Raw genomic sequence first — 20,365 nt, 5'->3', positions numbered from 1 at the left:
AAAACACATTTCCATCGCAACCAACGCGAGGGGCGATACTTATTTATACTTTTTTAGCAATACGAAGTTTAGCGCTTCTTGCTCTATTGTTTATTTTTACCTCTTCTCTACTTGGCACTATTAAACCACCAACTTTTTTAAGAGGCACTTCAAAGTTTCCAAACATATCGCGTTCTGGCTCCCCTTCAAACAAACCATTTCTAATAAAACGCTTTACCAATCTATCTTCTAAAGAGTGATACGATATAAAGCTCAAACGACCATTAAGCTTCAAAACCTCTGGCATTTGCAATAAAAACTCTTTTAAAGCTTCAATTTCCTGATTCACCTCAATACGAATAGCTTGATAAATCTGCGCTAAAACCTTGTTTTCTTTTTTATGCTGTAAAAAGCTTTTTAATACTTTTTTTAATTGATCACTAGTTATGATTGGCGACTCTTTTCTTTGCTCTACAATTTCTTTAGCCATTGCCGGAGCTTGCCTTAATTCGCCATATTGCAAAAGCACTTGCTTCAATCGCTCTTCTTCATAATCGTTAACTACATGATATGCAGAAATTTCGCTTTTCTGATTCATACGCATATCTAAATCCGCTTCAAATCTGGTTGAAAAACCACGCTCTGCAACATCAAATTGATGTGATGAAACTCCGAAATCCGCCAAAACACCATCTACTTCCTTCACACCATAAAACCTTAAAAAGCGCTTCATGTGTCTAAAATTTTCATGAATTAACGTAAAACGAGCATCATCAATAGTATTTTCAAGCGCATCTGGATCTTGATCAAAAGCATACAACTTTCCGTTTACTCCAAGTCTTTTTAATATTTCTTTACTGTGTCCTCCACCTCCAAAAGTGACATCGACATAAACACCATCTTCAACAATGTTTAAACCGTCCACGGTTTCTTTCAATAAAACTGGGTTATGATATTCCATTTTCTTCATCGTCTTGTCCCATTACCTCTTCTGCTAAATCTGCAAAATCTACAGCTGCATCATCAATGGTTTGTTCATATTTATCTTTATCCCAAATCTCCACAATATTAATTGCTGAAGAAACCACTATGTTTTTTGCTATATCTGCAAAAGCCACCAGGTCTTTAGGAATCAATAATCGTCCTGTCGCATCTACCTCAATTATTTTAACTCCTGCGGTAAATCGTCTTATAAAATCATTATTCTTCTTTTTAAAACGATTAAGTTTATTCATTTTAGTCATCAAAGCCTCCCATTCACTCATTGGATACAACTCTAAACAAGGCTGAAAAACTGCTCGTTTAAGCACAAATCCATTTTGCAACACCGGAGACAACTGCTTTTTAAGCGCAGCAGGAAGCATAAGCCTTCCTTTTGCGTCTACCTTGCATTCGTATGTTCCTATTAATGAGTTCACTGTAACTTTTACGTGTTAAAACGATTAAGAGTCAAATATATTGAAAATTCTACCACTATTTACCACTATTTACCACATTGTTAATAAATTTTCGACCAAACGAAGCATTATTTCGATTACAAAAACAATTAAAGCCCAAGAACCACTAACTAACAGCGGGTTAACTTGTGGGTAAAAAACTTAAAAACGATTGTTAACATCTCATTTAAGAAACTCTTACAGTGTTTTTATTTAAGTTGTTATAATTTGAATGAATTAACTATATTTGTTTTTCATAGAAATGATTAACTAATTCATGATGCATCGCTTAAAAAAAGAGAAGGATTACAGCTACATTGAGATAGGAGAAGGTAATCCTATAATTGTACTTCATGGACTTATGGGAGGATTAAGCAACTTTGAAGCGGTTACTAAGCATTTTAGCAAAAAAGGATACAAGGTTATTATTCCTGAGTTGCCAATTTACAGCATGTCTTTACTAAAAACGAATGTAAAAACTTTTGCAAAATATTTACATGACTTTATTGAATACAAAGGCTTAGATAATGTGATTTTATTAGGGAATTCGTTAGGTGGACATATTGGTTTATATCATACAAAACTGTATCCTGAAAAAGTTAAAGCGCTTGTAATTACAGGAAGTTCTGGTTTATACGAAAGTGCCATGGGCGGAGGCTACACCAAACGTAGCGATTACGAGGTAATAAAAAAGAAAGCACAAGATGTTTTTTATGACCCTGCTGTAGCAACCAAAGAAATTGTGGATGAAGTTTACGATACGGTAAACGACAGAAACAAACTTATTAAAACATTAGCAATTGCAAAGAGTGCGATAAGACATAATATGGCTAGTGATTTACCACAAATGAAAGTACCTACTTGTATTATTTGGGGAAAAAACGATACTGTTACTCCTCCAGAAGTTGCTGATGAATTTAATGCTTTGTTACCAGATTCTGATTTATTCTGGATAGACAAATGCGGTCATGCTGCCATGATGGAACATCCCGAAACGTTCAACCAAATTCTTAATGATTGGTTAGAGGACAGAAAGTTCTAAAACAAATTAGCGTATATATAAAGACCCTTATTCTTTTACCATAACTATTTTGGTAACTTACACGGATGTCTTTACCTTTGAGCTTTTAGTATTAATTTAATGAGACTTCCGTTTTCACGGAAATGCTATCGCCATGAAAATAAAATCTGCAGAATTTGTATTGAGTAACTCTGATGTTGCAAAATGCCCAACCAAAAACATTCCGGAATACGCTTTTATTGGTAGAAGTAATGTAGGTAAGTCTTCGCTTATCAACATGCTTACTAGCAGAAAAAGCCTTGCAAAAACTTCTGGTAGACCAGGAAAAACGCAGCTTATAAATCATTTTTTAATTAATGAAGAATGGTACTTAGTAGATTTACCAGGTTATGGTTATGCTCGTGTTTCTAAATCTGCAAAAAAGACTTTTCAGAAATTTATAACACAGTATTTTGCTTTACGCGAACAGCTAGTTACTGGTTTTGTTTTAGTAGATATTAGACACAAACCACAACCAATAGATTTAGATTTCATGAAATGGTTGGGAGAAAATGGCATTCCGTTTTCTATTATTTTCACAAAAGCGGATAAACTTAAACCTAAGGCTATAGAAAACCATGTAGAAGATTACAAGAAAATTCTTTTAGAAACTTGGGAAGAAGTGCCTAACTACTTTATTACTTCTTCATCTAAAGATGTTGGTAAAGAGGAAGTTTTGGAGTATATAGATTCTTTGAATGCGAACATGGAGCTGGATTGAAGTTGAAGTTGAAGTTGAATAACTTATTTCTAAAAACTGCAACTGCTACCATAAACTAATTAATTCTTAACATCCAGTGCATCACGAAGTGCATTACCAATTAGCATAAAAGCCATCACTAAAGTCATAATACACAATCCTGGTATTAACGCTAAATAAGGCTTTCCTAGAATAATATAATTATAATGATCTTTAATCATTGCGCCCCAACTTGCCATTGGCGGTTGTGCACCGATTCCTAAAAAGCTTAAACCACTTTCTATTAAAATAGCTGCTGCAAAATTGGCTGCCGAAATCACAATTACTGGCGCCATTATATTTGGCAAAATGTGTTTAGTAATAATTCTAAAATTATTAAAACCTAGAGCTCTTGCAGCAGTCACGTATTGCATTTCTTTAGCGCTAATTATTTGACCTCTTACCACTCTAGCAACTTCTACCCACATAGTTAAACCTACAGCAATAAAGACTTGCCAAAAACCTTTACCTAGAGCCAATGTAATTGCAATCACTAATAATAACGTTGGGATAGACCAAGTTACATTAATGATCCACATAATAAAAGCATCTACTTTACCGCCAAAATACCCAGCAACGCTTCCCATGAAAACACCTATAAATAGGGATATAAAAACAGCTACAAAGCCAATAAAAAACGAAATTCTCGCGCCTACTAATATTCTACTTAGCAGATCTCTTCCGTACTTATCGGTTCCGAAAAGAAAGGTTTTTGTTGCAATTAATGATTTTAATTTGGCAGCATCTAATTGCTCAAAATCTATCGTTTTGTTTGCTCCAATTAATCCATCGGAAGCATATTCTGTATAGATTAGACTATTTTGCTCAACGGTATAACTAGTAATAGGAATTTCAGTTTCTGTATTTTTTCTTCCGAAGAAAAGGGTATCTAAAAAACTTTGTTCATTTTTAATAGTAGAAGGAATGGTTAGCATTTGCACTTTAAACCCTGGCCTTTTGGAATGTATTGCCAAATGCATCTGGTTTGCATATTGCGAATTATCTGGAGCTATTGCGTAAGCAAAAACGGATATTAAGCCAATTAACACGATACACCAGAAACTAAAAACGCCCCAAAAATTGCTTTTAAATTTTTGGAGCGCTAATGCACTTAATGAGTTGGTATTACTACTCATGAATTTATTTAGTCTTTTACTGTTGCAGCTACTTTTTCAATGCTGTAAGACATTTTCAAATCTTCTAAAACATGTAATGCTTCTTCCATATACACGTCTTTACTCAGACTTTCGTGCCATCTATCGCGCTTATCCTTTAAAATAGAATCTGTTGCAAACAATTCACTTTCGTAAGGTAAAGACTCAAAGGTTAGATTTGTTTGATATTCTGATATTTTATCAAATCGTTTTGCTTCTTCTTCTGTTAATTCTATTTTTTGCTTGTATGCAGTATAGTTTAAAGCGTGTGAATTTTCATCCATTCTAGTTTTTACCCATTTTGCATTCTCTTCAATTAGCTTTAACTGGGCATTATTACTCATACGTTCCTGACTCTTTTTAATGGTAGAATCGTAATCGAAATAACTATCCCAAAAAGTATAATCTACAGCTTCAATTTTATCCCAAGGTAATGGATTTTCTTGATCCTTTTCGCCAACATTAATATAGCTGTATCTATCTGGAACAACAACATCACTCTTCACACCTTCTAATTGAGTAGAACCTCCATTAATTCTGTAGAATTTCTGTGTAGTAAGTTTTAAAGCTCCCAAATCTCCTTGCGAGTTATTACGCACCATTCTATTTAAATCCAATACATTTTGAACAGTACCTTTACCATAGGTTTGTTTACTACCTATAATAATAGCTCTTTTATAATCTTGCATTGCTGCTGCTAATATTTCTGAAGCAGATGCCGAAAGCTCATTCACTAAAATCACCAATGGTCCATCCCAACTGATCGATTTATCTTTATCTTTTAAAACTTCTTTTGGTTCTCCAGTAGATCGTACTTGCACTATTGGTCCATCTTTAATAAACAAACCTGCCATATCTACAACGGTTTGTAAAGATCCTCCTCCATTATTACGAAGATCTAAAACAAGACCTTCCATTCCTTCTTCTTTTAAACGCTCAATTTCTTGTTTGATATCACTTGCAGCGTTACGTTTTTTGTAATCTTCAAAATCTACATAAAACTTAGGAAGATTGATTACCCCAAAACGTTTATCATTATTCTTTACAATAGAAGATTTAGCATAGGTTTCTTCTAACTCTACCACATCTCTAGTAATAGAAATCACATCAATAGTACCATCTACTTTTTTGATAGTAAGATTAACAACCGTTCCTTTTGGGCCTTTTATAAGTTTAATTGCATCGTCTAAACGCATACCTACAATGTTAACCGCTAGCTCTTCATTTTCTTGACGTACTTTTTGAATAATATCACCAACTTCTAATTCTTTTCCTCTCCAAGCTGGACCTCCAGAAATTAATTCTACAATTTTAGTGTTATCCATTTTCTTAGATAATCTTGCTCCAATTCCTTCTAGCTTACCAGACATTTGCTGATCAAAACGATCTTTGTCTTCTGGTGCAAAATAAAATGTGTGCGGATCAAATTCTTCTACAATGGCATTTACATAAATAGAGAACCAATCTTTACGTTGTTGATCATCTATATAATCATTGTAATAATTATCAATAGATTTTAAAGTTTCATTACGAGATTCTTCTTCTAGCTTTGCTAACGACTTTTTCTCTTTGTCACTTTTTATATTTTCGGTAACTAAGTCATCATAATTAGAAATAGTAGTAAACTTAAGTTGTTGTCTCCAACGTTCTTTCATTTGCTTTTTATTCTTAACGTATTCTAATTTTTCATAATCGGAACTATAGCTTTCATTTACAGAATAATTAAAAGGTTTATTTAAAATATCCTTATAAATTGTTTTCGTTTCTTCGATACGTTTTAATAAACGCTCATGCGTTAGATTAAAGAAAGCGATATCATACGCTTTAAGTTGATCATCTAATTCTGTTTTATATTTTTCAAATTCTTCTATATCTGATTTATAAAAATAACGTTTTAAAGGATCTAATTGCTCTAAATAATCGGTATATACAGCAGATGAAAATTCATCATTTAAAACTTTAGGGTCAAAGTGCCCACGCTCTAAAACGTAAGTTATCACTTGTATTAGTAGCTTATCTTTATCTGGATCATCAAAAGTCTTACTCGTAAAACTACAAGATGCAAATGCTAATAAAAGCAGTAGGATAAATACATTATATTTCTTTTTCATTTTCTAAATGCATTAATTAATTTAAGCTTTTATAGCTTAAGTTAGGGGTTTGTCTCAATTCACTAATTTAAAGAAAAAACTGTGCCAATTAAAACGAATAGGTACTAATTTTTTGTTAAACCGTAAATATGCCGAATAAGCTGTATAAAATATGTATTTTAGCATAGCAAAAAAAAGGACGCTACATGACAAAAAAACCGCTAATATTAGTAACCAATGATGATGGCATAACTGCTCCCGGACTACGCGCATTAATTGAAGTGATGAATACCATAGGTGACGTTGTGGTTGTTGCTCCCGATAGTCCGCAAAGTGGAATGGGTCACGCTATTACTCTAGATTCTACATTACATTTAGAACAAGTAACTATTGACAATGGCGACCAAAAAGAATACAGTTGTTCTGGCACACCTGCAGATTGTGTAAAATTAGGAATTAGCGAAATATTAGACCGAAGACCAGACTTGTGCGTTTCTGGTATTAATCATGGTTCTAACTCTTCTATCAATGTAATTTACTCTGGCACCATGAGTGCTGCTATTGAAGCAGGATTAGAAGGTGTACCATCTATTGGATTTTCCTTATTAGATTTTAATTGGAATGCAGACTTTGAAGCGATTAAAGAATATGCCAAAAATATTGCACTAAATGTTTTAGAAAATGGTTTGCAAGAAGGTGTTGTTTTGAATGTAAATTTCCCAAAACTAGAAAAAAAAGCTATAAAAGGAGTACGAATTTGCAGACAAGCAAAAGCAAATTGGGTCGAAAAATTTGATAAAAGAATTAGTCCGCAAGGCAAAGAATATTATTGGCTTACCGGAAAATTTGTTAATTTAGACAAAGGAGAAGATACCGATGAATGGGCTTTACAAAATGGTTATATTTCTGTGGTGCCTGTGCAATTTGATTTAACAGCGCATCATAGTATACAAAAATTAAACACGTGGGACTTTAGCCTAAAACAGTAAAAAATTAATGCCACTTTCGTGGAAAACAAAAAAGAGAATACCGCTTTCGCGGAAACTAAAGATGAAAAAAGATATTACAATTGGGTTAGTAGTTGGTTTTATTGCCAACATTATAGGTTTATTTATTGCGACTAAAGTATTAGGTCAAGGAGGCGGTTTCATGGAAGCTATTGAAACGGCTAATGCACAAGATTTTATTGGTAAACTCATCAGTTTAGGTGCTATTTTAAACCTTATTGCGTTCTTTTTCTTTTTAAGCAGAAAACAAGATAATCGCGCAAAAGGCGTACTTATCGCTACCATATGTATAGCAATCTTAACCCTTCTTTTTAAATTTATATAAATGAAGTATTACATTATTGCAGGAGAAGCTTCGGGCGATTTACATGGCTCGAATTTAATGAAAGCATTACAGAAAGAAGATGTACATGCCGAATTTAGATTCTGGGGAGGAGACCTTATGCAAAGTGTTGGTGGTACTTTAGTAAAGCACTACAAAGAAAGAGCTTTCATGGGTTTTGCAGAAGTACTTTTAAATATAAACTCTATATTTAAAGCGATTAGCTTATGCAAAAAAGACATTGCTAGTTACAAACCAGATGTTGTTATTTTTATTGATAATTCTGGTTTTAATTTACGCATCGCGAAATGGGCAAAAGAACAACATTTTAAAACACACTATTATATTTCTCCACAAGTTTGGGCGTCTAGAGCGAAACGCGTTGAAAAAATAAAAAAATATGTAGATGCTATGTATGTTATTCTTCCGTTTGTAGAAGATTTCTATAAAAAGCACAACTACAAGGTGAATTTTGTTGGACATCCTTTAATTGATGCTATTGCCAACAGAACGCAAGTAGATGAATACACCTTTCGAAAAGAACACCAACTCAACGACAAACCTATAATTGCATTACTTCCAGGGAGTAGAAAACAAGAAATTAAGAAAATGCTTTCGGTAATGCTTAGTTTGGTTAGCGACTATCCGGATTATCAATTTGTAATTGCTGGCGCACCAAGTCAGGATTATAGTTTTTACTCGCAATTTATAACCACTAAAAATGTTACTTTTATTTCTAATAAAACATACGATTTACTTAGCGTATCTACTGCTGCTTTAGTTACTTCTGGAACTGCAACACTAGAAACTGCACTGTTTAAAGTACCACAAGTTGTTTGTTATAAAGGGAGTTGGCTTTCCTATCAAATTGGAAAACGTATCATCACACTAAAATATATTTCTTTGGTCAATTTAATTATGAATAAAGAAGTGGTTACTGAATTGATTCAAAATGATTTTAACACCAAAAGGCTTAAAAAAGAATTAGACGTTATTTTAGACGAATACCATAGAACTAAATTCTTTATGAGCTATTACGAATTAGAAAAAGAGCTTGGAGGAAGAGGTGCAAGTGAGAAAACCGCTAAACTTATTTATAAAGCTTTATCACCAAACACTTAAATTTGTACATGAAAAAAATTGCCCTAATTCTTATTCTTTTAATTTCCTTTTCCGCTTGTAAATCCAGTAAAAACAAACGTGTTGTTACCAAAAAAACACGAACAACAAAAACAGTTACTAAAAAGAAAACTCCTAAAAAATCAACTACAAAAACGGCGACTACTAATACTGTTACTACAAAAAGCAATGCAAATGTAGAAAGCATTATAGATTATGCTAAAACTTTTGAAGGTGTAAAATACAAATATGGAGGAACAACCAAAAAAGGAATGGATTGTTCTGGTTTAATATATACTTCGTTTAAAAAAGAAGCCATTACACTTCCTAGAACCACCCACGGTTTATCTACCACTGGTGATTGGATAGATCTCAAAGAAGTACAAGAAGGTGATTTGCTATTTTTTGCTACGAAAAAGAACAGCCGAAAAGTAAACCATGTTGGGATTGTAACTACAGCAAGAGTTGGCTATGTGGAGTTTATTCATGCGTCATCAAGTAAAGGCGTTATGGTTTCTAACCTGGCAGAACGCTATTGGTATTTATCTTATGTACAAGCTAGACGAATATTGTAGCATTTTTCTAATGTAGAATATTTTCGCTATAAATATAGATTATTTACTATATTTATATATGCGAATTCTAAATTTTACCGTCATCAAACTAAGCGCTTGTCTATGTATAGGAATTGTTTTAGCCTATTCCATTGTAATTCCTTTAACCTGGTCTTTGTATAATGCGCTTCTCCATTTTTTACTATTAACTATTTCCCTATTCCTTTCTAGAAAACAATTTATCAAAACCATTTGGTTTGGCGTTTTGGTATGTTTCACCACTATTTCTATTGGAATAGTAAGCACAAATATGCATAATCCAAAACATTTTAAAAAGCACTATACGCATTTAAAAAACACACCAAAGCAAATCACATTTCGGATAAAGGAAGTTTTAAAACCTGGTAATTATAACACTAAATATGTTGTAGATATTCTTAAAGCGGAAGACGAATCGGTTACCGGGAAAGCGCTACTAAATATCAAAAAGGATAGTCTTCAGAAGAAACTAGAAGTAGACGAAATCTTAATTACAACGGAAGGTTTTCAGGAAATTTCACAGACTTTGAATCCCAATCAATTCGATTATAAAAACTATCTAGAAAAGCAATATATCTATCATCAAATATATGCTAAAACGGAAAATCTATTCCGCGTAAGCGATACCAAACACACGCTAATTGGTTATGCTAGTTTATTAAGAAATACAATAAACAAACAACTTAAAAAGTATCCTTTTAAACCCGACGAGCTATCTATTATTAACGCATTAATTTTAGGACAAAGACAAAGTATTAGTACAGGTGTGTACACCAATTATGTAAATGCTGGCGCTATTCACATTCTTGCCGTTTCTGGTTTGCATGTTGGGATTTTACTACTGCTACTAAACACACTTTTTAAACCTTTAGAAAGCATAAAAAAGGGCAAACTGGTAAAAACGATTATCATTCTAATCCTACTTTGGTGCTATGCACTTCTTGCTGGCGCTTCTGCTTCTATTATTAGAGCTGCAACTATGTTTAGTATCGTTGCCATTGGAATGCACTTAAAACGCCCAAGCAACATATATAATACATTGGCAATTTCGATTTTTTTCATTCTACTATTTAAACCTTTGTTTTTGTTTGATGTTGGGTTTCAATTAAGTTATATGGCTGTACTTGCCATTGTTGCTATTCAGCCAATACTTTATAAAATTTGGAAACCTCGGTTTTGGCTAGCGGACAAGCTTTGGCAAATTACCACGGTAACTATCGCTGCACAATTTGGAGTTCTGCCCATTAGTTTGTTTTATTTTCATCAGTTTCCTGGATTGTTTTGGTTGTCTAATATTGTGGTTATTCCGTTGATAGGAATTATTTTAACAAGTGGAATTTTGGTTATAATTTTGGCATTATTACATGCATTGCCGCAATTTATTGCAGATGGCTTCGGAAGTATCATACGTTTCATGAATACTTTTTTTGAATGGATTGCGAGTAAAGAACAGTTCCTATTTCAAGGGATTTCTTTTAATATCCTTTATGTGCTTACTTCGTATTTAATCCTCTTAGCGTTGGTACGAATATATGTAAAGAAGAGCTTCTACTCTTTGGTGTTTTTATGTCTTTCGATATTAAGTTTTCAAATAGCAATTATGTATACTAAATACGAAAATAGCAAGGATGCCTTTATTGTTTTTCATAAAAGCAGAAATACAGTTATAGGTTTAAAACGCAACAAAATGCTGAAGATTTTTCATAATTTAGATTCCATTACAAGCAACAAAACCTTAGTCACTTTTGCTACAGCAAACTATGTTGAATCTACTACAACAGACACATTACAAGATCTCTTTTTCTTCCAAAACAAAAAAATTCTATTAGTAGATAGCCTTGGTATTTATACCATTAAAAGCATAAAACCCGATTATGTATTATTGCATAATTCGCCAAAAATAAATCTAGAAAGGCTGATTGACTCTTTAAAACCAAAAGCCATTATTGCAGATGGCAGTAATTACAAATCGTATGTAGCACGATGGGAAAAGACCTGTAAAAAAAGAAAGCTCCCATTTCACCAAACTGGCAAAAAGGGAGCTTTTATATTAAATTCTAAAACAAATTCAGAATGACAAATCTAACCTTTAAATTCTGGTTTAAATGCTAAATAATATGCATCAAATGCGTCTTGCGTACTTAGTTCTTTATAGTCATCACTTGCAAACATCTTTAAATACAGCTCTATCTGAACTGGCGTTTGATATCCTTTAATAGGAGCAATCAGTTCGGCCTTTTCATCTAGGTATACAATAGTAGGATACGCGTTTACTTGAAAAAATCTAGCCAATTGATGTGCGCTATTACGTCTCTTTGCTTTAGCCGGATCATAATTAGGATTTGTATATTCTTTCCCTTTATAGTTCGCAACGGCATTACCTTCTGCATTAAATTTTACTGCATAGAAATTTTTATTTACATAGGCAGCAACTTCCTTATTTTGAAAAGTATTTTTATCCAACATTTTACATGGTCCACACCATTCGGTATACATGTCCATCAGGATTTTTTTAGGTTCTTTCTTTTGAAGTTCTAAAGCTTCCTCAAAAGAAACCCAATTAATGTCTTGTGCAGTAATAGATCCAACGGTTAAAACTGCGAATAAAAGTGTAAGTGCTAAATTTTTCATTGTATATAAATAACTTAATTATGAATTGTATATTTTCAGAATTACAGTCTCAAAGACTATTCCAAAATTACAAATTATTTCACGTTATGCATTAATCTTTTAAGAATAGGGTTTAAAACTATAGAAACTAGACCAACTGCAATTGGTACTAGTGTAAAAATTAAAAAGAAAGTGGATAAACCATGTTCTTCCGAAATTTTATCAATCATTCCTCCCATTGTCCCCGCTGCTTTTTGCCCGATAGCAATTGCTAGATACCAAATACCAAACATAAAACCAATCATTCTCCCTGGTACTAGTTTACTTAAATAAGACAATCCGACAGGTGAAATACAAAGTTCTCCCATGGTATGAAATAAGTACGCAAATATTAGAAAGAACATACTAACAGAGGCTGTTTGTGCTCCTTGTTCAATTCCCATGGTTCCCATAACTAATACGCCAAAACCTAAACCTAAAAGGATAAGACCTAAACCATATTTCATGGCAGCAGAAGGATTGTATTTACTTTCCCACCATTTAGAAAATAAAGGTGCCAAAGTAATAATAAAGAAGGAGTTTAAAATACCAAACCAAGATGCTCCTACTTCTGTTGCGTCTTTACTAAACTCTCTGTTCACTTTCCAAATTACTATTCCCCAAAGTGCTAGAAATGCGATTGCTAAAATAATATTGGAAAACGGTATTTTGGAATATGTTTTTTGGAATAATAAATATAAAACCCAAGTAATAATAGCTAGAGGTCCTACCGTTAAAATTAAATCTACAATTTTAAATATCATTGCAGAAGAACCTATTAAAACTCTATCTGTATAATCTCTAGCAAAAATAGTCATAGACCCTAAAGACTGTTCAAAAGCTGCGAAGAAAAATACCGTAAAGACCCCAAAAATAGAAACTGCAATAATTTTGTCTCTTATAATTTTTGAATATCTTGAAATTCTTGTAATAATTAAATATAAAAATAAGACTAAAGCCGTTAGAATGGTAACGTTAGAACCTTCTAAACCACCAATACTAAAATCTAAAAGATTCACATCCCCAACTTTAGACATTGGATCATTAAATAGATATAAAAGCCCTCCTAAAGCAGAAAGGATTATTAGAATTTTATCTACTCCTGTGAAAGGGTTTAATTTCTCTTCTGTTGGATTATGTTCTGTAGGACTAACTTCATTGATATTTTGCGGTAATTCTACTTCATAAACCTTAGAAGGCTTTTCACCAATTTGTCCAAATAAATCTTTAGCTAACCAGAATTGTAACATTCCTAAAAACATAAAAATTCCTGCAAGACCAAATCCCCAAGACCATCCAATATTTTCGGCCAAATAACCACAAAGCATCATACCAAAAAAGGCTCCAGCATTCACACCCATATAAAATATGGTGTATGCGCCATCTTTTTTAGATTCTTTGCCTTTATACATTTCAGAAATCATAGAAGTTACGTTAGGTTTAAAAAAACCAGTACCAATAACCAATAGTGCTAAACCTAAATACAGCGTAAATCGCGTTTCAAAAACCATAGCAGCGTGACCTAGCATCATGATAAAACAACCAATTATAACTGCCCATTTATACCCAGTAATCTTATCTGCAACCCAACCACCAACAATTGGCGTTAAATATAAAAGGGATGCATAGGTACCAATTAATGCCAATGCGTGTTCTCTTGGCCATTCCCAACCAGGGTTATCACCTATTAAAGGAGCTGTTAAAAATAATACTAGAAGAATACGCATTCCGTAAAATGAAAAACGTTCCCACATTTCCGTAAAAAACAACACAAATAATCCAGCTGGATGCCCAATTACTTTGTCTTTAAATAGATTTTCAATATCTGTATTCATTTATATATAGTTTAGTTCACTTTTTAGTATAAAAATAACCGCTTACTCAATGCCGTGCATTTTTCTTTTAAGCATTGGGCTTAATAGTAACATAATTACAGCTGCGGCTATTGGAATTACCGTAAATATCAAAAAGAAATTGGATAGACCATATTCTTCTGAAATTGGATCGATATAACTTCCTGTAAAACCTCCCAAAAGGTTGGCAAAGAAATTGGCTGTAAACCAAATACCAAACATCAAACTAACTAATTTAACCGGTGCTAATTTACTCACGTAAGACAACCCAACTGGTGAAACACAAAGTTCTCCCATGGTATGCAAGAAATAGGCACCAACTAAGAATATTAAACTTACAGAAGCTGTTTTTGCTCCATCAGGAATTGCAGAAGCTCCATAAGCCAAGATTCCAAATCCTAAACCTACTAATAGTAAACCTATTGCAAACTTAACTGGTCCTGAAGGATTTAATTTACTTTCCCAAAGTTTAGAAAACAATGGTGCAAATAAGATAATAAATAAAGAGTTTAATACAGAGAACCATGATGCAGGAACTTCTGTTGCATCCGATTGAAATTCTCTATTTAACATCCAAATTACGATGATCCAAATAATTACAAAACTTAAACCTAATAAGATATTAGCTAAAGAGTACTTGCTAAATGTTTGTTTAAACAGCATTGCTAAAACATAGGTTATTACCAACATTGGCACTACTGTTATTATGGTATTTACTATTTTAAAAGTCATCGCCGCACTACCAACCAAAGCTCTATCGGTATAATCTGCTGCAAAAACGGTCATCGAACCACCTGCTTGTTCAAAAGCCCACCAGAAAAACACTACAAATAAAGAAAAGACTCCAATCACAAACATTCTATCTCTTACTACTTTCGAATTTTCTGCTTCTACAACAACGTCTTCAATATCATGCTCTAATTTTTCAACACTATGTTCTATAACCTCTTCAAAATCTTCCGTTTGTTTTGGTGATAATCCAATTTTTCCAAAAATCTTTTGTGTGAAATAAAATTGTAACATTCCTAAAAACATAAAAATTCCAGCAAGTCCAAAACCAAAATGCCATCCTATATTTTCTCCAATGTATCCACATAATAAGATACCTAAAAAAGCACCTGCATTAATTCCCATATAGAAAATAGTATAACCACCATCTTTCTCTTTTCCTTGTGTTTTATATAATTGACCTACCATGGAAGAAATATTTGGCTTAAAAAAACCATTTCCAATAATTAAGCACGTTAATCCAGCATAGAAAAACATAGATGTAATTCCTTCTAATGCCATGGAAGCATGACCTAAGGTCATAATAAAGGCTCCAAGAACAACAGCTCTTCGATACCCCATAAATTTATCTGCTATAAAACCTCCAATAATTGGGGTTAAATAAACCAGTCCTGTGTACCATCCATAAAGAACCAATGCATCTGCTCTACTCCATTCCCAGCCACCATCTAATATAGTAGATACTAAAAACAGCACTAATAAAGCACGCATTCCATAATAAGAAAAACGTTCCCACATTTCGGTAAAGAAAAGCACGAACAATCCTGCAGGATGTCCTAAAACTGTTTTCTGGTTCTCTGCAGAACCTCCAAATTTATATTCCATGTTTATTTATTTTAGTTAGTTAGTTAGTTAGTTAGTTTATCCTTTAATATTTTTTTGTACTTCTTTCGTTTCTGCCTTTGGTAATTTATCACCAAGCTTGTCATTAATAAAGTTTGTCATTTTTTTATACAAATGCAATCTTGTGTTTCCGCCATAAATACCATGGTTCTTGTCTGGATACACCATCCATTCAAACTGCTTATCTGCTTGTATTAAAGCTTCCACCATTCGCATCGTGTTTTGTAAATGTACGTTATCATCTCCGGTACCATGAATTAATAAAAAGTCTCCTTTTAATTTATCTACATGATTTATTGGGGAATTTTCATCATAACCACTTGCGTTTTCCTGAGGCGTAGTCATATAACGTTCGGTATAAATAGAATCGTAGAATCTCCAGCTAGTTACCGGAGCAACGGCAATAGCCATTTTAAATACATCGTTTCCTTTAAACAATGCATTACTACTCATAAAGCCACCATAACTCCAACCCCAAATTCCAATTCTTGACGCATCAATATAAGATCTTGTTCCTAATTGTTTTGCAGCTTCTATTTGGTCTTCTACCTCGTATTTACCTAATTCATTTTGTGTTACTTTTTTAAAGTCGGCCCCTTTAAATCCTGTTCCTCTTCCATCTACACAAGCAACAATATATCCTTGTTGTGCTAAATGTTGGTACCAATAATCATTAGCGCCATTCCAACGGTTTGCAACCTGTTGTGATCCTGGGCCAGAATATTGATACATAAATAATGGATATTCTTTAGTAGCATCAAAATCTGCGGGTTTAATCATCCACATGTTTAAATCGTTACCATTTACCTTAATGGTAGAAAATTCTTTTTTAGAAGTGGTATAGTCTAATATTTTTTTAGCAAGTGCGTCATTATCTTTTATACTTTTTACTAAATCTCCTGTTGCAGCATTGTTTAGCGTATATTCTGGAGGTGTTGTTGCGTTAGAAAACGTATTAATGAAGTAAGTGAAATCGGCACTAAACGAAGCATTATTTGTACCTATGCTTTTGGTTAATCGCGTTTTATTTATACCACTTAAATCTATTCTATACACATCTCTATTTATAGAACCATTTTCTACCGATTGGTAATAGATTGCATTCGTTTTTTCATCAAAACCATAATAGCTGGTTACTTCCCAGTTTCCTTTGGTGATTTGATTGATAAGTTTTCCGTTTTTATCATAATGATAAATGTGGTTGTATCCATCTTTTTCGCTAGTCCAAATAAAGCTATCATCCTTTAAAAAAGTAAGATTATCGGTTACATCTACATAGGCTTTATCTTTTTCGGCTAATACCAAAGTTGCCTTGTCCTTTTTAGCATCAATCATCCAAAGATCCAATTCATTTTGATGTCTATTCATGTATTGCGCACTTAAGACATTTGCTTCATTCGTCCATTTTATTCTAGGAATATAAAAATCGTTGTATGCTTTATCTAATTTTACTTCGGAAGCTTTATTCGATTTCAAATCGTATAAGTACAAAGAAACAACCGCATTTTTCTCACCCGCTTTTGGGTATTTAAAAACTTGTTGTGTTTGGTATAAAGCAGTACCGTAAACATCCATTGAAAATTCTGGAACATCTGTTTCATCAAATCTTATAAATGCTATTCTATCACTAGCGGCATTCCACTCGAAAGCACGAACAAATCCAAATTCTTCTTCGTAAACCCAATCGGTAATACCATTAATAATTTTATTCTTTTCGCCATCAAAAGTGATTTGTTTCGTTGTACCAGAAACTAAATCTTTCACATATAAGTTATTATTTAAACCATAAGCCACTTTAGTAGCATCTGGAGAAAAGGTTGGTTCTTGTATTTTTTCTTCAGCTATTAAAGTAACCGAACCGTCTTTGGTATCATACACATAAAATTTACCTAGTGTAGATCGTCTAAAAATAGACTCTACATCTGTAGCTAAAACAATTTTGGTTTCATCATCACTAAATGTATAATCTGTAAAATAAGGTATCGCTTCAATGTCTGAAGAGCTTACCAAAGTATTCACTTTACTTAATGTCTTATAATCGTAAACATCTATAGTTGTGATTTTTGAATCTCTATCGAAATTTAAAACAGAATATTGTTGTCCGTTTTTCATAGAATGCAAAGCATCCATTCTTTCGGTTCTAAAAGATCCATTCCAGATATCTTCAAGTGAAATATTTTTGGTTTGTGCGGTAGTAGAAATCGCTGTTATTAAAAAGCAACTAAATAGGAAGAATTTAAAAGTTCGCATTAAAAATAATGATTTTATGAATTGAATGTCAAGTTTACTAAAAAATAAGCAAAAAACCGTAAACATTAACAGTAAATTGAGGTTGTAAATACTTAAAATAGCTTCGGTTTTAAGTTACAAAAACTTAAGTGACTTAAATGAAAACCATTAAAAATGGGAATACTATCTTTGTGTTACAAAAACATAGTACATGAGTGCACCTATTTCTGGCTTTTCTAAATTAACTAAATCTAAAAAAATAGATTGGATTATTGAAACTTATTTTTCAAATAAGGACGAAGCTAAAAAAATCATAAAGCAATATTGGAATTCCAATATAGCACTACAAAACTTACATGATGAGTTTATAGAAAACACCATAACCAACTATTATTTACCATTTGGTGTTGCGCCTAATTTTTTAATAAATGGCAAAATGCACACCATACCAATGGCCATTGAAGAAAGTTCTGTCGTTGCTGCTGCTAGTAAAGCTGCTAAATTTTGGTTAGCACATGGAGGTTTTAAAACAAAGGTACTTTCTACCACTAAAATCGGACAAGTACATTTTATGTATTCTGGAGATTTCAAAACACTAGAACGCTTTTTTAACAAAGTTAAAACACAAATTATTACAGAGGTAAAACCAATTACCAAGAATATGGAAAAACGTGGTGGTGGTGTTTTAGATATTATTTTAAAAGATAAAACTGAAGCCATCCCTGGTTACTACCAATTGCATGCAACCTTTGAAACACAAGATGCCATGGGAGCGAATTTTATAAATTCTTGTTTAGAGCAGTTTGCAAAAACGTTTAAAGCGGAAGCGGAAAAACAATTACAAGACACCATAGAAATTGTAATGAGTATTTTGTCTAATTACGTTCCAGATTGTTTAGTTCGCGCAGAAGTAAGTTGCAAATTAGAAGATTTACCAAAAGACGATTTTGATGCTGAAAAGTTTGTACAAGCAGTTCGTATTGCAGAAGTAGAACCATATCGCGCTGTTACACATAATAAAGGTATTATGAATGGTATTGATGCCGTGGTTTTAGCTACCGGAAATGATTTTAGAGCTGTAGAAGCTGGAGTGCATGCGTATGCTGCTAGAAATGGAAAATACAGTAGCTTGACTCATGCTAAAATTGAAAATGGCGTATTTACCTTTTGGATGGAAATCCCTTTAGCATTAGGAACCGTTGGCGGATTAACCAATTTGCATCCTTTAGTGAAACTGGCTTTAGAATTATTACATAAACCAAGTGCTAGAGAATTGATGCAAATAGTTGCCGTAGCTGGATTGGCACAAAATTTTGGTGCTTTACGTTCTTTAACCACAACAGGAATTCAAGAAGGCCACATGAAAATGCACTTGATGAATATCTTGAACCAAATGGAAGCTACGGAAGCAGAAAAAGAAACGATTGTACATCATTTTAAAACAAACACTGTAACACATAGTGCCGTTGTAGAAGCTTTTAATAATTTAAGATTGAAAAAATAATACATGCAAACTTTCTATAGCAGCGGAAAATTATTACTTACCGGAGAATATGTAGTTCTGGATGGTGCACTAGCACTTGCTGTACCAACAAAATATGGACAAAGTTTAGTTGTTGAAGAAATTGAAGCGCCTAAAATAATTTGGGAAAGTTTCGATGAAAAAGGGAATGTTTGGTGTGAAACCGCATTTGATATTTACAATAATGAGATTTCGCGCCCAGCTCAAAAGGACAACGAGATAACGAACAGACTTTTAGAAATACTTCAGGCTACTCAACAACTCAATCCGGAATTTTTAAAGGACAAGAAAGGCTACAAAATAACAACGCTATTAGAGTTTCCAAAAAACTGGGGACTTGGCACTTCTTCTACATTAATCAATAATATTGCAAATTGGGCTGAAGTAGACGCCTACCAACTTTTAGAAAAAACGTTTGGTGGCAGTGGTTATGATATTGCTTGTGCGCAACATGATGATGCAATTACGTACCAACTAAATCAGGAGATTTCTCGACAAACTCATAATGATGGCGAACTAGCTAAGAGTGACAGCAGAAATATTAACCTCGTATTATTTAATCCTATTTTCAAGGAACATCTCTATTTTGTGCATTTAAACAAAAAACAAAATAGTCGCGATGGTATTGCGCAATACAAAAAGAACACTACTAATCTAGATGAAACTATTGCAGCCATAAATAAAATAACCGAAGCTATTATTACTTGCAAAACCCTAGAAGCTTTCGATTTACTAATGGGTAAACACGAGCAAATCATTGCTAAAATAATACAATTAAAGCCCGTTAAAGAAATGCTTTTTAAGGACTTTAATGGAAGTATTAAAAGTCTTGGTGCTTGGGGAGGAGATTTTGTTTTAGTGGCTTCTCAAACGAATCCGACAGACTACTTTAAGAATAAAGGTTTTCCTACTATTTTAAAGTTTGATGAAATGGTTTCTAGTACTTTTTAACACTACTTCATCACTAAAACAGTTGTTTTA

Annotated in this window: 17 protein-coding genes; 9 read left to right on the top strand and 8 right to left on the bottom strand. The window is 33.1% G+C overall.

The window, feature by feature from the left end:
- Positions 1–43: 43 nt before the first annotated feature.
- Both rsmH and mraZ read right to left on the bottom strand, forming a co-directional pair.
- Positions 44–940, bottom strand: coding sequence for a 16S rRNA (cytosine(1402)-N(4))-methyltransferase RsmH (rsmH, locus tag ACVCZW_RS11115; RefSeq protein ID WP_452229776.1), 897 nt, complete (start codon positions 938–940; stop codon positions 44–46).
- A complete protein-coding gene (gene mraZ, locus ACVCZW_RS11110; RefSeq protein ID WP_452232447.1) occupies positions 927–1,397 on the bottom strand; it encodes a division/cell wall cluster transcriptional repressor MraZ in 471 nt (156 codons plus the stop codon). The genes rsmH and mraZ overlap by 14 nt, the downstream gene beginning before the upstream one ends.
- Positions 1,398–1,692: 295 nt before the next feature.
- On the opposite strand from mraZ, the gene ACVCZW_RS11105 reads away from it, so the two are divergent.
- The gene (locus tag ACVCZW_RS11105) at positions 1,693–2,457 is read left to right on the top strand and encodes an alpha/beta fold hydrolase (protein WP_452229774.1); all 765 of its coding nucleotides are present in this window, start codon (positions 1,693–1,695) and stop codon (positions 2,455–2,457) included.
- 133 nt (positions 2,458–2,590) lie between these two features.
- Entirely contained in the window at positions 2,591–3,196 is a 606-nt protein-coding gene (yihA, locus tag ACVCZW_RS11100) for a ribosome biogenesis GTP-binding protein YihA/YsxC (RefSeq protein WP_452229773.1), read from the top strand.
- Positions 3,197–3,255: 59 nt separating this feature from the next.
- Here the strand turns inward: yihA and ACVCZW_RS11095 are convergent, their stop codons facing one another.
- Positions 3,256–4,350 carry an ABC transporter permease gene (locus ACVCZW_RS11095; RefSeq protein ID WP_452232446.1) on the bottom strand — a complete coding sequence of 365 codons (1,095 nt, stop codon included), beginning with the start codon at positions 4,348–4,350 and terminating at the stop codon, positions 3,256–3,258.
- A gap of 8 nt (positions 4,351–4,358) precedes the next feature.
- The gene (locus ACVCZW_RS11090) at positions 4,359–6,479 is read right to left on the bottom strand and encodes a carboxy terminal-processing peptidase (protein ID WP_452232445.1); all 2,121 of its coding nucleotides are present in this window, start codon (positions 6,477–6,479) and stop codon (positions 4,359–4,361) included.
- A gap of 185 nt (positions 6,480–6,664) precedes the next feature.
- Between ACVCZW_RS11090 and surE the strand changes: the two genes are divergently transcribed.
- The 5 genes from surE (at position 6,665) to ACVCZW_RS11065 (ending at position 11,576) form a co-directional block, all read left to right on the top strand.
- On the top strand, positions 6,665–7,447 hold the full coding sequence (gene surE, locus ACVCZW_RS11085) for a 5'/3'-nucleotidase SurE (RefSeq protein ID WP_452229770.1): 783 nt from the start codon (positions 6,665–6,667) through the stop codon (positions 7,445–7,447).
- 61 nt (positions 7,448–7,508) lie between these two features.
- The gene (locus ACVCZW_RS11080) at positions 7,509–7,790 is read left to right on the top strand and encodes a hypothetical protein (RefSeq protein WP_452229769.1); all 282 of its coding nucleotides are present in this window, start codon (positions 7,509–7,511) and stop codon (positions 7,788–7,790) included.
- Positions 7,791–8,909, top strand: coding sequence for a lipid-A-disaccharide synthase (gene lpxB, locus ACVCZW_RS11075; protein WP_452229768.1), 1,119 nt, complete (start codon positions 7,791–7,793; stop codon positions 8,907–8,909).
- 8 nt (positions 8,910–8,917) lie between these two features.
- The gene (locus ACVCZW_RS11070; RefSeq protein WP_452229767.1) at positions 8,918–9,481 is read left to right on the top strand and encodes a C40 family peptidase; all 564 of its coding nucleotides are present in this window, start codon (positions 8,918–8,920) and stop codon (positions 9,479–9,481) included.
- Between the two features lie 58 nt (positions 9,482–9,539).
- Positions 9,540–11,576, top strand: coding sequence for a ComEC/Rec2 family competence protein (locus tag ACVCZW_RS11065; RefSeq protein WP_452232444.1), 2,037 nt, complete (start codon positions 9,540–9,542; stop codon positions 11,574–11,576).
- Between the two features lie 5 nt (positions 11,577–11,581).
- On the opposite strand, the gene ACVCZW_RS11060 is transcribed toward ACVCZW_RS11065, so the two are convergent.
- The 4 genes from ACVCZW_RS11060 to ACVCZW_RS11045 all read right to left on the bottom strand — a co-directional run bounded on the left by ACVCZW_RS11060 (position 11,582) and on the right by ACVCZW_RS11045 (position 17,883).
- Positions 11,582–12,130, bottom strand: a complete 549-nt coding sequence (locus tag ACVCZW_RS11060) for a thioredoxin family protein (RefSeq protein WP_452229765.1) — start codon at positions 12,128–12,130, stop codon at positions 11,582–11,584.
- A 74-nt stretch (positions 12,131–12,204) separates the two neighbouring features.
- Entirely contained in the window at positions 12,205–13,983 is a 1,779-nt protein-coding gene (locus tag ACVCZW_RS11055; protein ID WP_452229764.1) for a peptide MFS transporter, read from the bottom strand.
- A gap of 42 nt (positions 13,984–14,025) precedes the next feature.
- Positions 14,026–15,615, bottom strand: a complete 1,590-nt coding sequence (locus tag ACVCZW_RS11050) for a peptide MFS transporter (RefSeq protein ID WP_452229763.1) — start codon at positions 15,613–15,615, stop codon at positions 14,026–14,028.
- 36 nt (positions 15,616–15,651) lie between these two features.
- Positions 15,652–17,883, bottom strand: a complete 2,232-nt coding sequence (locus ACVCZW_RS11045; RefSeq protein ID WP_452232443.1) for a S9 family peptidase — start codon at positions 17,881–17,883, stop codon at positions 15,652–15,654.
- A gap of 190 nt (positions 17,884–18,073) precedes the next feature.
- Here ACVCZW_RS11045 and ACVCZW_RS11040 point away from each other — a divergent pair, with 190 nt between their 5' ends.
- Positions 18,074–19,366, top strand: coding sequence for a hydroxymethylglutaryl-CoA reductase, degradative (locus ACVCZW_RS11040; RefSeq protein ID WP_452232442.1), 1,293 nt, complete (start codon positions 18,074–18,076; stop codon positions 19,364–19,366).
- Positions 19,367–19,369: 3 nt separating this feature from the next.
- A complete protein-coding gene (locus ACVCZW_RS11035) occupies positions 19,370–20,335 on the top strand; it encodes a GYDIA family GHMP kinase (protein WP_452232441.1) in 966 nt (321 codons plus the stop codon).
- Positions 20,336–20,365 lie beyond the last annotated feature (30 nt).

The organism is Lacinutrix sp. MEBiC02595 (assembly GCF_053601555.1).
The sequence above is the reverse complement of the archived record's forward strand: the minus strand, read 5'-3'. Positions and strand labels throughout refer to the sequence as shown.

What these genes read in the sequence shown, in the direction of transcription:
- ACVCZW_RS11050 (WP_452229763.1), bottom strand. Translation starts at nt 15,615, where the DNA reads ATGGAATATAAATTTGGAGGTTCTGCAGAGAACCAGAAAACAGTTTTA.
- ACVCZW_RS11040 (WP_452232442.1), top strand. Translation starts at nt 18,074, where the DNA reads ATGAGTGCACCTATTTCTGGCTTTTCTAAATTAACTAAATCTAAAAAA.
- rsmH (WP_452229776.1), bottom strand. Translation starts at nt 940, where the DNA reads ATGGAATATCATAACCCAGTTTTATTGAAAGAAACCGTGGACGGTTTA.
- ACVCZW_RS11095 (WP_452232446.1), bottom strand. Translation starts at nt 4,350, where the DNA reads ATGAGTAGTAATACCAACTCATTAAGTGCATTAGCGCTCCAAAAATTT.
- surE (WP_452229770.1), top strand. Translation starts at nt 6,665, where the DNA reads ATGACAAAAAAACCGCTAATATTAGTAACCAATGATGATGGCATAACT.
- yihA (WP_452229773.1), top strand. Translation starts at nt 2,591, where the DNA reads ATGAAAATAAAATCTGCAGAATTTGTATTGAGTAACTCTGATGTTGCA.
- ACVCZW_RS11055 (WP_452229764.1), bottom strand. Translation starts at nt 13,983, where the DNA reads ATGAATACAGATATTGAAAATCTATTTAAAGACAAAGTAATTGGGCAT.
- ACVCZW_RS11065 (WP_452232444.1), top strand. Translation starts at nt 9,540, where the DNA reads ATGCGAATTCTAAATTTTACCGTCATCAAACTAAGCGCTTGTCTATGT.
- ACVCZW_RS11070 (WP_452229767.1), top strand. Translation starts at nt 8,918, where the DNA reads ATGAAAAAAATTGCCCTAATTCTTATTCTTTTAATTTCCTTTTCCGCT.
- ACVCZW_RS11045 (WP_452232443.1), bottom strand. Translation starts at nt 17,883, where the DNA reads ATGCGAACTTTTAAATTCTTCCTATTTAGTTGCTTTTTAATAACAGCG.
- ACVCZW_RS11105 (WP_452229774.1), top strand. Translation starts at nt 1,693, where the DNA reads ATGATGCATCGCTTAAAAAAAGAGAAGGATTACAGCTACATTGAGATA.
- ACVCZW_RS11060 (WP_452229765.1), bottom strand. Translation starts at nt 12,130, where the DNA reads ATGAAAAATTTAGCACTTACACTTTTATTCGCAGTTTTAACCGTTGGA.
- ACVCZW_RS11080 (WP_452229769.1), top strand. Translation starts at nt 7,509, where the DNA reads ATGAAAAAAGATATTACAATTGGGTTAGTAGTTGGTTTTATTGCCAAC.
- lpxB (WP_452229768.1), top strand. Translation starts at nt 7,791, where the DNA reads ATGAAGTATTACATTATTGCAGGAGAAGCTTCGGGCGATTTACATGGC.
- ACVCZW_RS11035 (WP_452232441.1), top strand. Translation starts at nt 19,370, where the DNA reads ATGCAAACTTTCTATAGCAGCGGAAAATTATTACTTACCGGAGAATAT.
- ACVCZW_RS11090 (WP_452232445.1), bottom strand. Translation starts at nt 6,479, where the DNA reads ATGAAAAAGAAATATAATGTATTTATCCTACTGCTTTTATTAGCATTT.